This window comes from Pseudomonas sp. NY15181, from assembly GCF_048068055.1.
Lineage (GTDB): Bacteria > Pseudomonadota > Gammaproteobacteria > Pseudomonadales > Pseudomonadaceae > Pseudomonas.
Genome location: NZ_JBLUPT010000001.1, coordinates 855,937 through 869,483 on the forward strand (window position 1 = coordinate 855,937; position 13,547 = coordinate 869,483).

Annotated in this window: 12 protein-coding genes; 3 read left to right on the forward strand and 9 right to left on the reverse strand. The window is 64.6% G+C overall.

Annotated features, from left to right (window positions below; all coding sequences use genetic code 11):
- The first annotated feature begins 81 nt into the window (after window positions 1–81).
- Entirely contained in the window at window positions 82–3,630 is a 3,549-nt protein-coding gene (locus tag ACNFBT_RS03960) for a transporter substrate-binding domain-containing protein (protein ID WP_416746624.1), read from the forward strand.
- A gap of 3 nt (window positions 3,631–3,633) precedes the next feature.
- Here ACNFBT_RS03960 and ACNFBT_RS03965 read toward each other — a convergent pair whose 3' ends face one another.
- The 5 genes from ACNFBT_RS03965 to ACNFBT_RS03985 all read right to left on the reverse strand — a co-directional run bounded on the left by ACNFBT_RS03965 (window position 3,634) and on the right by ACNFBT_RS03985 (window position 7,298).
- On the reverse strand, window positions 3,634–4,965 hold the full coding sequence (locus tag ACNFBT_RS03965) for a deoxyguanosinetriphosphate triphosphohydrolase (RefSeq protein ID WP_416746626.1): 1,332 nt from the start codon (window positions 4,963–4,965) through the stop codon (window positions 3,634–3,636).
- A 70-nt stretch (window positions 4,966–5,035) separates the two neighbouring features.
- Window positions 5,036–6,202 (reverse strand): EAL domain-containing protein, encoded by a 1,167-nt coding sequence (locus ACNFBT_RS03970; protein ID WP_416746628.1) that lies wholly within the window; start codon window positions 6,200–6,202, stop codon window positions 5,036–5,038.
- A 74-nt stretch (window positions 6,203–6,276) separates the two neighbouring features.
- A complete protein-coding gene (locus tag ACNFBT_RS03975; RefSeq protein WP_416746630.1) occupies window positions 6,277–6,597 on the reverse strand; it encodes a hypothetical protein in 321 nt (106 codons plus the stop codon).
- Window positions 6,594–6,977, reverse strand: coding sequence for a phage holin family protein (locus ACNFBT_RS03980; protein ID WP_416746632.1), 384 nt, complete (start codon window positions 6,975–6,977; stop codon window positions 6,594–6,596). The genes ACNFBT_RS03975 and ACNFBT_RS03980 overlap by 4 nt, the downstream gene beginning before the upstream one ends.
- Window positions 6,978–6,980: 3 nt before the next feature.
- Window positions 6,981–7,298, reverse strand: coding sequence for a DUF883 family protein (locus ACNFBT_RS03985; protein WP_416746634.1), 318 nt, complete (start codon window positions 7,296–7,298; stop codon window positions 6,981–6,983).
- A gap of 405 nt (window positions 7,299–7,703) precedes the next feature.
- Between ACNFBT_RS03985 and ACNFBT_RS03990 the strand changes: the two genes are divergently transcribed.
- Complete coding sequence (locus ACNFBT_RS03990; protein ID WP_416746636.1) at window positions 7,704–8,912, forward strand: ammonium transporter; 1,209 nt, start codon at window positions 7,704–7,706, stop codon at window positions 8,910–8,912.
- Window positions 8,913–8,972: 60 nt separating this feature from the next.
- On the opposite strand, the gene ACNFBT_RS03995 is transcribed toward ACNFBT_RS03990, so the two are convergent.
- The 4 genes from ACNFBT_RS03995 to ACNFBT_RS04010 all read right to left on the reverse strand — a co-directional run bounded on the left by ACNFBT_RS03995 (window position 8,973) and on the right by ACNFBT_RS04010 (window position 12,838).
- A complete protein-coding gene (locus tag ACNFBT_RS03995) occupies window positions 8,973–10,256 on the reverse strand; it encodes an OprD family porin (protein WP_416746638.1) in 1,284 nt (427 codons plus the stop codon).
- Between the two features lie 115 nt (window positions 10,257–10,371).
- Complete coding sequence (locus ACNFBT_RS04000) at window positions 10,372–11,295, reverse strand: MBL fold metallo-hydrolase (protein WP_416746640.1); 924 nt, start codon at window positions 11,293–11,295, stop codon at window positions 10,372–10,374.
- Window positions 11,296–11,310: 15 nt separating this feature from the next.
- Window positions 11,311–12,225 (reverse strand): pyridoxamine 5'-phosphate oxidase family protein, encoded by a 915-nt coding sequence (locus ACNFBT_RS04005; RefSeq protein WP_416746642.1) that lies wholly within the window; start codon window positions 12,223–12,225, stop codon window positions 11,311–11,313.
- A gap of 16 nt (window positions 12,226–12,241) precedes the next feature.
- Entirely contained in the window at window positions 12,242–12,838 is a 597-nt protein-coding gene (locus ACNFBT_RS04010; RefSeq protein WP_416746644.1) for a glutathione S-transferase family protein, read from the reverse strand.
- 145 nt (window positions 12,839–12,983) lie between these two features.
- On the opposite strand from ACNFBT_RS04010, the gene ACNFBT_RS04015 reads away from it, so the two are divergent.
- Complete coding sequence (locus tag ACNFBT_RS04015) at window positions 12,984–13,541, forward strand: TetR/AcrR family transcriptional regulator (protein WP_416746646.1); 558 nt, start codon at window positions 12,984–12,986, stop codon at window positions 13,539–13,541.
- The last annotated feature ends 6 nt before the right edge of the window (window positions 13,542–13,547 follow it).

Here is a 13,547-nt window from a genome sequence, read left to right on the forward strand (position 1 = left end):
CACCTTCGTTTGGCTCTCGGGGCAGTATTGCTGCTGGGTTGCCTGGGTGCCGTGGGAGCGGAATTGCCATCCTGGTCCCCGATGAACCTGCTGGCCCGGTCGTTGGACGTACCGGTCAAGGTTCATTTGGATGAGGCGGACTGGCAGTGGCTGCGGAACAAGCGCACCCTCGTATTGGGGGTGACCGCGCCTGATTATGCCCCGTTCGATATCACCGCCAGTGGTACGGATCTGGAAGGTGTCACCGCCGACTACATGGGAGTGCTTGCCGAGGCGCTCAATGTACGTGTCGAAGTGCGTCGGTATGCCGATAGAAATTCCGCGATCGACGCGCTCCAGCATGGCGAGATAGACCTGTTGAGCCGTGCGACCCACTATGAGTCGAGCGCACCCGGGGTCAGCCTTTCCCAACCCTACTTCACCAACCAGCCGATTGTCGTCGGGCCTCAGGGCATGCGTCTGGACAGCGGGGAGCAGTTGCAGGGCAAGCGGATTTCGGTGGTCAGCGATTACTTCTCCAGCGAGGAGATCGCCAGGTATTTCCCCCAGGCCACGATCATGCCTTCCCAGTCCGTGCGCCAGGCGCTCGAGGCGGTGGCATTCGGCCAGGCGGATCTGTTCGTGGGGGACTCATTCAGCGCGCAGTACCTGATCAGCCAGGGTTATCTGGCCAATCTCAAGCCGCTCAACTTCGCCAGCTTCAACGGCGCGGGATTCAGCTTCGCCGTCAGGAGCTCCGACGACCCCTTGTTGAGAATCCTCGATCACGCGCTGGCAGCCACCCCGCAGCAGGTCGACAACACCATCCGGCGGCGCTGGAGTCCGGGAGGAGCTTATTCCATCGCCAACCAGCGACTGATCCTCACCCCCCAGGAGCAGCGCTGGATGGAGCGCAATCCGCACCCGGTGCTTGTGGTCGATCGAGCGTTGGCACCGATTTCCTTCTTCGATTCGCAGCAGAATTTCCGGGGGATCACCGCGGACCTGCTGGACCTGATCCACGCGCGGACGGGGCTCAGCTTCGAGGTACGGCCCGAGGCGGGTGTTTCCGCGATGCTGGACGATGTCCGCGCCGGCAAGACGAAGGCGGTTGGCGCTCTGACTCCGACCCAGGAGAGGGAGGAGTGGTTGACGTTTACCCGCCCGTACATGACGGCGTCCTTTGTGGTCGTGGTAGGGAAGAACGCGGACTGGTTCCATTCCCTGGCCGATCTTGGTGGGCGGCGTGTGGCCGTGCCCAGGGGGTCGGTTCTGGAGAGCTTCATGCGTGAGCAGCATCCGGAGGTGCAGCTCGTGCCAGTGGAAAACAACGTCGACGACCTGCCGATGATCAGCGAGGGCAAGGTGGATGCGGGCATCCACCTGTCGACGTCGGCGAGCTACCTGATCTCGCGTTATTACCGCGACCTGCGTGTGGCGGCATCCCTGGACCGGGAGCCCGGCCAGTTCTCCATTGCGGTGTCCCAGGCGGACCCTGAGCTGTTGAGCATCCTGAACAAGGCAATACTGGCGATCTCTCCGGATGACATGGCCAACGTCATCAGTCGCTGGGCGGCGAGTGCGGAAAATCCCGATAGCATTTGGGATGGTTATCGGGCCCAGATCGTGGAACTGCTCTCGGTGGGCATCGTGCTGCTCGTTGCCGTGCTGCTGTGGAACTGGCACTTGCAGGTGAAGGTCCGCCGCCGTCGGTTGTCGGAGAAGGAGCTCAGTTATCGGCTGGGGTTCAAGCGCGCGATGATCGACGGAATTCCCCATCCTGTTGCCGTACGGGACAGGGAGGGGCGGCTGATCACCTGTAATCGCAGCTTCCTCGAGGTGACGGGCATGACCCGTGAAGCCGCTCAGGGCAGCCGCCTCATCGATTGCGATTGGTTGCCGGTCGAGGAGGCTCGGGCGCTGCACGAAGAGCTTCTGCAGGCCATGGAGCAGGGCATGGCGTTGACGGCGGACCGGGTGTTCCGGTTACGCGGCAATGAATTAGAGGTTTACCACTGGGCGACGCCTTATCGGGGAGCAAAGGGCGAGGTGCTGGGATTGGTGAGCGGCTGGCTCGACGTTACCGAGCGCGAGCGCCTGCATCATCAGTTGCAGGCCGCCAAGGATCAGGCCGAGGAGGCCAACCGGGCGAAGAGCACCTTCCTGGCGACCATGAGCCACGAAATCCGTACCCCGATGAATGCGGTAATCGGCATGCTCGAACTGGCGCTGACTCGTGCCGATCGGGGACATTGGGAGCGCGAGCCGGTCGAGGTCGCCTATGACTCGGCCAAGTCCCTGCTGACGCTGATCGGCGATATTCTCGACGTTGCCAAGATCGAGTCCGGGCGCCTGACCCTGATGCCGGAGCGTGCCCGGCTGCGTGAACTGGTCGAGTCCATCGCGCGGGTGTTCGATGGCCTTGCGCGGCAGAAGGGGCTGGAACTCAAGGTCGAGATAGAGGCCGACGCCGCCTGCGAGGTTCTCATCGACCCGCTGCGCTTCAAACAGATACTGTCGAACCTGGTCAGCAATGCCATCAAGTTCACCGACAAGGGCCAGGTACGGATTCAGGTGGGTGGGGAGCGACTCGCCGGGGACCGCATCGCGCTGAGTGTTGCCGTTGAAGACAGCGGTATCGGGATATCCGTCAGCGATCAGACCCAGCTCTTCGAGCCGTTCAGTCAGGCATCGCAGAACAGCCAGGCCTCCCGTGGTGGTACCGGGCTGGGGCTCACCATCTGCCGCAAGCTGGCGGAAATGATGGGTGGCAGCGTTCACCTGGAAAGCCAGCTGGGGCGGGGTACGCGGGTCACTGTGAACCTGCTGTTGCAGGCGCTGGAGCCCTTGCCTGAAGAGAGACCCGCCACCAAGGCGGAACCTCGGGCCCGCGGCACGTCGCTCCAGGTGCTGGTGGTGGACGATCATGCCGCCAACCGACTGCTGTTGACGCAGCAGCTCGAGCACCTCGGGCACCGGGTGGAGGTGGCATCCGATGGGGCCCAGGCACTGCAGGTCTGGCATCCCGGTGATTTCGACCTGGTGATTACCGACTGCAACATGCCGGTGCTCACCGGCTATGAGCTGGCGCGCCGTATTCGCGATCTGGAAGTGGAAATGGACGTGGAGCCTTGTGTGATTTTCGGCTTCACCGCCAATGCCCAGCCGGATGAGGTGGAAAACTGCCGCCGTGCCGGTATGAACGATTGCCTGTTCAAACCCATCGGCCTTGAGAATCTGCGCCAGCGCTTGGAGTCCGTGCCCCGTATTGTGGCTGAGACCGAGCGTGACGCGGTGCAAGGCGTCGATCTCAAGTTGCTGGTGGAAATGACGGAGGGGAGCCCCACCTTGATCCGGCGGCTGCTGGAAGAGTTGCACAGCAGCAATGACATCGATATCGGGCAGGTCGAGCCGTTGCTGGAAGCGCAAGACTGGAAACAGCTGGGGGACCTCGCGCATCGTATGAAGGGCGCCGCCCGCCTGGTGAATGCAGGTGTCCTGCAGGACGCCTGCGTCGAGCTGGAGGCAGTTTGTCGCGATCATCCGGACCCGCTGGAGGTCCGCGCGAAGGCGTCGTTTGTCGTCTCCGCGATGGCCGATCTGCAGCAGGGGCTCAGCGAACAACTGGCGAGGTCCGGGCGGGTGGCGTAAGGCTCAGCTCGGGCTGGAGCGCCCGGTCATTTCCCGCGCCAGTTCCGTGGCATAGCTGTCCGTCATGCCGGCAATGAAATCGATGATCCGCAGGAAGGAGCGGTACAGCGGCCAGCTCGGGTCCGGTGCGTTCTGTCCGAGCAGGTCGAGGATTCGCCGGTGCTTGAACGACGGCGTTCGTCCGCCATGCTGCTCCAGGGCTGCGCCGCAGAAGGAGTTGAGCAGGATTTCCAGGGTGGTGTAGGCGCCGATTTCATGGAGCGTCTTGCGTTTGTCCTGGAAGATCTTTTCCCGCGCCATGGCCTTGGCCCGTTGCACGCAGCGCTTGGCGGGGCCGTGCATGTGCTCCACCAGGTCGCCGGTCAACTGCCCGGCAAGCAGAGCCGGTTCCTGCTCGACGAAGGCCCGCGCCGCGGCGTTGGTCAGGTGCTCGATGGCCTTGCCGCGAAGGATCGCCAGCTTGCGCCGGCGCGAGTCATTGGGGCCGAGCTGGCGGTAGGTTTCCGGTAGATCGTCATCGACCAGGTCGAGCAGCAGCGCTTCGACTTCGGCGTAGTCGAGAAGCTCCATCTCCAGGCCGTCTTCGAGATCGATTAGGCCGTAGCAGATGTCGTCCGCTGCCTCCATCAGATAGACCAGCGGATGGCGAGCCCAGCGTTCGGCTTCCAGCTGCGGCATGCCCAGTTTCTGGGTGATCTGCTCCAGCAGCGGCAGCTCGCTGCGGTAGCAGCCGAACTTGTGCTTCTTGTAGCCGAGCGAGTCGGCATGGCGGGCGGTCCAGGGGTATTTCAGGTAGGTGCCGAGCGTCGCATAGGTCAGGCGGGTACCACCGTCGAACTGGTGATATTCGAGCTGGGTGAGTACGCGGAAGCCCTGGGCGTTGCCTTCGAAATGCAGGAAGTCGGAGCGCTCCTCGTCATTCATGTCGTCCAGCCAGCCGCGTCCGGCGGCCTGCTGGAACCAGTGGCGGATGGCGTCTTCGCCGGAGTGGCCGAAAGGCGGGTTGCCGATGTCGTGGGCCAGGCAGGCGGACTGCACGATCACGCCCATGTCCGCTGGGTCGCACCATTCCGGCAGGCGGTCGCGAAGAATTTCGCCCACCCGCATGCCTAGCGAGCGGCCGACGCAGCCGACTTCCAGCGAGTGGGTCAGGCGCGTGTGGATGTGGTCGTTGCTCGAAACCGGGTGTACCTGGGTCTTGCGGCCCAGCCGGCGGAAGGCGCCGGAGAAGATGATGCGGTCGTGGTCCTTGTGGAAGGCGCTGCGACCAAGTTCGGCGCTGCTGTGTACCGGTTTGCCGAGACGTTCTCGGGGGAGCAGGGTGTGCCAGTCCATTCGTGGTTCCGCAATCTTGGAGAGTTACCGGCAACGCTAGCCGTTCGCGCCGGCAATCTCAATCGCGGGGCTACAGGCCCTCGGCGTCGATGTCGATGAGGAGAAGGCGTCGGCCCTGGTCGATGAACTGTCCGGCGGTCATGCAGTACTGGTTGGTGGTGGCGTCGCGGTAAGTGTTGGACAGCATCAGGCGGCGCTCCTCCCAACCCTCGGCCAGCAGTTGGTAGAAATACGGGCGCCAGGACCAGTTGTGCCCCAGATAGCGCCGGTCTTCTTTCCAGAACAGCCCGTTCCACTCCAGGTTGGGTGAGGTCTGGGTGCCGTGCCGGTCGCACTGGTAGATGCGCAGCAGGCGGGTGAAGGATTCGGGTGCCGCGGGGAGGCTGCTGAGGATGGCGCCGCTCTCGGCCCAGGGGCGCAGCATGTCCATCAGCTCGGCGAGTTGCTGGCGCAGTTGGATGAGGTTGGCGCGTTCCTGCAGTTTGCGGCGCACGTAGCGATCACGGTGTTGGGCGAAGGCTTCGCGGAAGGCGGTACTGGATGGGAATTCCAGTGCGGGCTTGGCGAACAGGAAGCCCTGCACGTAACGCGCGCCACACTCCAGGGCGAAGTCCATTTCCTCTTCGGTCTCCACGCCCTCGGCGATGATCCAGCAGCCGGTCTTCTCGGCCATCTGCGCCAGGGCTTTAACCACGTCACCGCTGGGCCCGCCGCGGGCAGCCGCCTGGAACAGGCGCATGTCGAGCTTGAGGATGTCTGGCTGCAGCGCCAGTACACGGTCGAGCTGCGAGTAGCCGGCGCCGAAGTCATCGATGGCGATGCGTGCGCCGGCCTCGCGGTAGCGCGCGACCACTTCCGGCAAGCGCTGGTTGCCGCCGCCCAGTTCGGTGATCTCGAAGACCACGCGCTTGGGGGGAACCCCTTGCTGCTGAAGTTGCTTGAGGCTGGGCAGCGGTTGGTTCGGGCGCAGGCGACTGATCCAGCGCGGCGAGATGTTCAGGCTGAGGAACCAGTCCGACGGTGCTTCGTGGATGCGCGCCAGGGCGGCATCGCGGATCTGCCGGTCGAGCCGGCGCAGTTCGCTCAGGCTCACTCGCGGGTTGAAGAACAGCGGGCCGACCGAAAGCAGTTCTCCGTTGTCCTGGCGCAGGCGCCCCAGGGCCTCGACGCCCGCGACCAGGCCGGTCGCGGTGTCGATGAAGGGTTGGAAGCAGGCGATCGGTTGTCCTTCGGTCACGGGGCACATCCTTAGTGGTGTGACAGCAAGCGCCGGCGGCGCGGTTCGCTGTCATGTAGCAAGAATGTGGCCACTCAGGGCGGCGGTGGCGTTTCGCTTGGCGGTTTGCGCAGTTGCAGCAGCAATGGCGCCAGGGCGATGCCGATGCGCAGCAGGCGAATCCACCGGCGTTTGCCGAGCAGTAGTGCCAGTGCGGCAGCGCCGCCGGCACCGGCCCACAGCGAGGGGCTACCGGGCAGACTCTGGCCAAGGTCGCGGGCATGCTTCAGGGGGCGCAGCAGCAGGTCGCTCTCGCGCTTGAGCTGCTGGCGCTGCATCTCCAGGCGCAGCCGCACGATGGCCTTGCGCAACTCGGCTCGCGACAGGTTGCGTGCGGATTCCGGCAGTTCGCTCATGGCAGCAGGCGCTCCCGGTCTCGGGCCAGCTCGTCGAGTGTCGCGCTGAAGGGTGAACTCTCGTCGCTGAGCAATTGGTACAGGCGCCAGGCGCACAGGGCGCTGCCGGCGATATAGAAGAGGCAGAGGCCGATGGCCGCCTGCAGCCGATAGCTGTCCCAGAACAGCAGCAGGACAAGCGTCGACAGGCCGATCACCAGGAGCAGCGCGAACACCAGGGCAAGCCCCGCCAGCAGCAAGATCTGCACGGTGCGCGTCTTCTGCTCCTGCAGTTCGATGCCCAGCAGCTCGACGTGCCCGTGCAACAGTCCGAGGAATGCGGCGCCCAGGCGCCGCAGGGAGGGGGAGTTGGCCTTCTCGGCATCCATTCCGTCGCTCATGGATCAGCGCCGGCTCACCAGCAGGCCGAGCAGGAAACCGATGCCCGCGGCGATGCCCACGGCCTGCCAGGGGTGCTCGTTGACGTATTCCTCGGTGGCATCCGCCGCGGCCTTGCTCTGGTCGCGTACGGCATCCTTGGTGGAGTAGAGGGCTTCACGGGCGCGCTTGAGGCTGGAGTTGATCTGATCGCGCATCTGGTCGGCTTCGGCGCCGGCCAGTTCGGCAGAGCTCTGCAGGAGTTTCTCGGTGTCGCTGACGAGGGCCTGGAATTCCGCCAGGAGTTCTTCCCTGGCTGCGTTCACTGCGGTCTTGCGAGGCATGTGATGCTCCTTGGTCGGGTTGAGGTTCCTAATTTTCGAGCCCCGTGGGCCGGGGAAGTTTCTCATAAGTTGCTCACCCCGCGTTGCCGAAGCCACGGGGTAAAGCCTAGCCGCTGATTTTCCGGGTGGGTGGTATGCCGCTTGCATTTCGCTGGTGCGCAAGGAGAGTGGAGTGCCCCGTCGCGGGGCGCTTCCGGAGCGGTGAAAAGCCGGTGGAATCCGCTCAACACACTGAAAAACCAAAGGAAGTACAGAAAACAGCCGTGCTGGCCCAATCGCCTGTGAGCGAATCCGGGGCAGCAGTCGGCCCCCGCTTGGTGCGCTGCTGCTTCAGGGTGGTGCGAGCGGCGGTGGTCGCGGGCCGTTTTGGTGCTTTCCCCTTGACCTTCGGGGCTGCCTGTAGCGATGGAAAACCTCAATAGCGCCGTGGAAACCCTTGTCCACGGCTCCAACACGCTGTTCATCCTGATGGGCGCGGTCATGGTGCTGGCCATGCATGCCGGCTTCGCGTTCCTCGAAGTCGGGACAGTGCGCCTGAAGAACCAGGTCAATGCGTTGTCGAAGATTCTCTCGGACTTCGCCATCTCGACCCTGGCCTATTTCTTCGTTGGCTACTGGGTCGCCTACGGCGTGAACTTCCTGCAGCCCGCCGCGAGCCTGGCGACGGAGAATGGCTATGCCTTGGTGAAGTTCTTCTTCCTGCTGACCTTCGCCGCGGCGATTCCCGCGATCATCTCCGGCGGCATCGCCGAGCGTGCCCGGTTCGGTCCGCAGCTGTGCGCCACGGCACTGGTCGTGGCCTTCCTCTATCCCTTCTTCGAGGGGCTGGTGTGGAACGCCAACTTCCGCTTCCAGGATTGGTTGAAGGCCGAGTTCGGCGCGACCTTCCACGATTTCGCCGGCTCCGTCGTGGTGCATGCTTTCGGCGGCTGGCTGGCGCTGGCGGCGGTGCTGTTGCTGGGACGGCGCAATGGCCGTTACCGCGAGGGGCGGTTGGTGGCTTTCGCGCCGTCGAACATTCCGTTCCTGGCGGCGGGTTCCTGGGTGCTTATCGTCGGCTGGTTCGGCTTCAACGTGATGAGTGCGCAGACCCTGGTCGGCGCCAGCGGGCTGGTGGCGGTCAACTCGCTGCTGGCGATGGTTGGCGGCACCGTGGCGGCGTTGCTGGTGGGCCGCAATGACCCCGGCTTCCTGCATAACGGCCCGCTGGCCGGACTGGTCGCGGTCTGCGCCGGTTCCGACCTGATGCACCCGATCGGTGCGCTGGTGACCGGCATGGTGGCGGGTGCGCTGTTCGTCTGGGCGTTCACCGCTACCCAGGTGCGCTGGAAGATCGACGATGTGCTCGGTGTCTGGCCGCTGCACGGCCTCTGCGGCGCCTGGGGTGGCATCGCTTGCGGCATCTTCGGCCAGTCGGCGCTGGGTGGCATCGGCGGCGTGAGCCTGGCCAGCCAGCTCGTCGGAACCTTGAGCGGGGTGATCCTGGCGTTCGCCGGTGGCCTGCTGGTCTACGGCCTGATCAAGAGCCTGGTGGGCATTCGCCTGAGCCAGGAGCAGGAGTACTACGGCGCCGACCTGTCGATCCACAAGATCGGTGCGATCAACCAGGACTAGATCGCGTAGTAAAGAAAAAAGCCCGGCATGTGCCGGGCTTTTTTCGTTCCGCCGCCTGGGTTACCAGAGCGGCATGGTGTAGCTGACGATCAGGCGGTTTTCGTCCACGGCGTTGCTCGACGCGGTGTTGGCGGCATAGTTGCTGCGGGTGGTCGCATTACGCCATTTGACGCCGAGGCCCTTCAGTGCGCCGTCCTGGAACACGTAGGCGATGTCGGTATCGCGTTCCCACTCGCGGCCTTCGTCGTTGGTGTTCAGGCGATCGATATCGGTGCCCTTCACGTAACGGGTCATGAAGGTCAGGCCGGGGATGCCGAGGCCGGCGAAGTTGTAGTCGTAGCGGGCCTGCCAGGACTTCTCGTCCTTGTTGGCGAAGTCCAGGATCTGCACGTAGTTGACCAGGTAGGGATCGGTGCCGTTGATGTAGGCGAAGCCGGTGTCTCCGCTCATCTTCTGGAAGCCCAGGCCGAAGGCGTTGTAGCCCAGGTTGTAGGTGACCATGCCGTTGATGGCCTTGTTGTCGACGTTGCTGCCGCCGTCGTCGGTGGACTTGGCGTAGCGCAGATCGGTCTTCAGCGACTGGCCGTCGGTGATCGGCAGGGTCCAGCCGAGAGTCACGAAGTGCTGCTTGTAGAAGTCGCTCAGCTGGCCGTAGTGGTAGCCGGTGCTGAAGTCCTTGGTCCAGTTGTAGGTGCCGCCACCGTAGTAGAACTCATTGCTGGTCAGGCCCTTGGTGACGGCGATGTTCTTCTTGCCACCGGTGGTGAGGTTCATCTCCTGGTAGTCGGAGGAGTCACGCAGGTTGGTCTGGTTCAGGCGGCCGGCGTCGAAGGTCAGGCCGTCGAGCTGGGTCGAGTTGACGCCGGTACCCAGGAAGACTTGCGGCAGCAGGCGGCTGTCGTTGGCCACGATGACCGGCAGCTTCGGAATCAGGGTGCCGGTCTTCAGCACGTTCTTCTCGTAGCGAAACTTGGCGGTGGCGCCGAGCTTGCTGTAGTCATCCGGCGCGGAGCCGTCGGCTTGTTTGGGCAGCAGGCCGGTGCCGGTGCGGTCCGGGCTGGAGTCCAGCTTCAGGCCCAGCATGCCGATGGCGTCGAGGCCTACACCGATGGTGCCTTCGGTATAGCCGGACTCGTAACGCAGGATGAAGCCCTGCGCCCATTCCTCGGCTTTGTTCTGCTGGGCTGGAGTGGAGGTGCGGAAGTCGCGGTTGAAGTAGAAGTTGCGCAATTCAACGCTGGCTTTGCTGTCCTTGATGAAGTCAGCATGGGCAATGGTCGGAACGGTAACGCTGGTACCCAGCGTGGCCAGGGCCACGGCACGGGCGATCGGGGTCTTGCTCATTGTTATTGTCTCCTCGAGCGCTTTGGGCAGGTCGGTGATGCCGGATGGGGTCGGCATGTCGAACTGTTACAGCCTACCTACTAAATCATTACGAAATGTTGACGACTCTTAGACCTTAGTCGTTGATTAGTGAGCTGGCTATTGAAGCGCCGGACGGCGACTGGTGCGGGTTTGCCTCGATCCAGTGCGGGTAGTAGCCGAGGCGGTCCTGCACCTGGGCGTCGTGGGCGGGAATGACGGTCAGTTCCGGGTGCGAACGCATCAGCAGGTGCACATGCGCCACTTCCGCCAGGGTGCGCTCGCGGTCGTTATCCACCAGCTTGCTGCTGATCCAGAACTTCTCGTGGGGCCCGGTGAAGCCGGAGAGCCGCCAGGTGGTGTCGCCGGTGAAGAAGAAGCGCCGCCCGTCGTCCAGGGTGATGAACAGGCCTGCCGCACCGGGCGTATGGCCGCGCATGGGCACCAGCACCAGGCTGCCGTCGCCGAACAGGTCGAGGCTCTCGTCATAGCCCATGAAGGGCTTCGGCTCGAACTGATAGGGCACCCACTTCACCGGGTGGCGGAACTGGCTGGGGAAAACGGCCGGCGGCTGGGCGATATGGGCGTAGTTGATCTCCTCATAGGGCGCCCAGACCGGTACGTCGGGGAAGTCCGACAGGCCGGAAGCATGGTCCCAATGCGCATGGGACAGCAGGATGCGGTCGATGCGGATGCCGCTGCCCTGCAACTGATCGCGAACCGGGTTCAGCCCCTCATAGCGGAAGAGTGGCTTGTCCCACCAGGGCATGTCCTGCTTGAACTGCGCGTCCGCCTGGCTGCCCAGGCCGGTGTCGAACAGCAGCGTCGCGGCATGGTGCTGGATCAGCACGGCTGTGTGGTTGACCGGTACCGGGCGGGTCCAGTCGCCGCCGGCGACGGTGAAGGCCTCCAGGGTGGTCACGCCGGCGGTGCGGACCAGCGCGAAGCGCAGATCGGCTGCGGTGGCATTCAGGCTGGCGAGGGCGAGCGCCCCGGCCAGCAGCAGGGAGAACAGACGCATGGGACGGATTCCTTTTCAGTCAGCGGTCGGCAGGAAGGGGGAGTACTGCAGTTCGGAGAAGCCCAGGGGCAGACGTGCGCGCCGCAGGCACCAGGCGCCGGGTCGCAGGCTGAGCATGCGTTGGGCGCCGGGTGCCCAGTTCGGCGCACCATCCTGCGGCCAATGGATGCGTGCGGTTGCCTGCAGGTGCAGCAGGTCGCCGCTGTCGAAATCGATCAGCAGCAGGGCACAACGCGGCTCCAGCATCAGGTTGCCGAGGGTGTTGAACAGGTTGTTGCCGGCGTAGTCGGGCAGCCAGAGCAGGCCATCGTCACCGAGCCGCAGGAAGCCCGGTGGACCGCCGCGGTGGGAGATGTCGACGCCACCGTTCTCGCCGGCATGCCGGCTGGCGATGAACAGGGTGTCGCTGCGCATCGCCAGCTCCACCCAGCGTGGGTCGAGGCCGACGCCGCTCACGCTGGGCTCTGGGGTGCGAGGCAGGGCTTGCCAGTGGCGCGACTGGATGTACTTCGGGCAATTGCCGAAGGACTGCAGCGCACGGACGCTGAAGCCTTCGCCATCCAGAGCTTCCACGCGGCCATTGAGGCGGTTGCGCCGCCGGGTCGGCAGTTCGAGCCCGAGCAGCCCCAGCAGGGCACCATCCTGCAGGTTGGCGTGCAGCGGGTCGTCCGCTTCGGCCAGCGCGTCGATGCGCAAGCGCTCCGGCTCCGGGGAGTGGGCGAACCCGGGCGAGCCCCAGAGCACGGAGGCCTGGGGCTGCCCATCGGGATCGACGCTGCCGACCAGCAGCCAGGGCAGCAAGGCGAAGAATGCGCGGTGCTGCTCCGGCATGAAGCTGCGGATCGCCCGGCTGCCGAATTCGGCGACCTGCTCGCGAACGCCGGCCTGTTCCTGAATCGCCAGTTCACCGGGGTGGAAGGGCGTGTCCATCAGTGACCTCCGGGCCTTACAGCCGAGGTTGCGGTACGTAGCCGGGCAGCGCGCGGACGCGGGCGAGCCAGTCCTGTACATAGGGATAGCCGGAAAGCTCCAGGCCGCCTTCCTCCGCGAGCGTCACATAGGGATAGACGGCAATGTCGGCGATGGTCGGCTCATCGGTCTGCGCCAGCCAGCGGTGCTCGGCGAGGGTGGCATCGAGCAGTTCCAGGGCCTGGCGGCCCTTGGCCTGGGCTGCCGGCAGGTCGCCGGGGCGCTTGAACAGCAGGATCACCCGCGCCAGGGCGAGGCCATGCTGGACCTCGTTGGCGGAAAAGCTCAGCCAGTGGGCGATGCGGCCCTGGGTCACCGCGTCCTGCGGGTTCCAGCGCGGCTCGGCATATTGCCGGGCGAGGTAGGTGAGGATGGCGTGGGAGTCGCCCAGGCGCAGTTCGCCATCCTCCAGTGCAGGCACCTGGCCGCGCGGGTTGATCGCCAGGAAAGCCGGGCGCTTCTGCGCGCCAGCGACCAGGTCGACCGGCACCAGTTCGGCCTGCTGGCCGATCAGTCCGAGGAACAGGCGCACCTTGTAGCAATTACCGGAGAGCGGGACGTCGTGCAGTTTCATGGCGAGTTCCTTTGCGTTGTTTGTTGTGGGGACTGCGGAATGGATATTAGACAGACAGGTCTGTATAGTTCAAGCGGAAAGATTGCCCGCCGGTCGCGCCACGGGCACAAGGCTCGCGCATAATGTCGGGTCAGGAGGTATTTCCATGGCATCCAGCAAACGCGATCTGCTGCTCAGCACCGCCCAGGACCTGTTCTACCGCGAGGGCTACCACGCCACCGGCATCGACCGCATCCTCGCGGAGTCGGGCGTGGCGAAGATGACCCTGTACAAGCACTTCAAGTCGAAGGACGAGCTGATCATGGCCGCGCTGGAAGGGCGCCACGCCCGGATGGCCGAGCGCATGAGTGTCGCCGAACGGCACATGGAGCCCCGCGCGGCGATCCTGGTGACCTTCGAGGCCCTGCAGGACTTTCTCGCCGCCGAGGACTTCTGCGGCTGCGCCTTCATCCACGCCGCCGGCGAGTTCCACGACCGCGATCACCCGATCCACCGCCAGGCCGCCGAACACAAGGCGTTCATCGAGCGCTATTACGTCACCCAACTGGAGCGGTTGGGGGTTGCGCAGCCGCAGGTGCTGGCGCGGCAACTGCAATACCTGTTGGAAGGCGTGTTAGTGATGGCGCACATGCAGGGGCCGGCGAGCCAGGCCCTGGAAGCCCGCGCGGCGGCCGATGTGCTGTTGCGGTACGCCGGAGTCTGAACACAT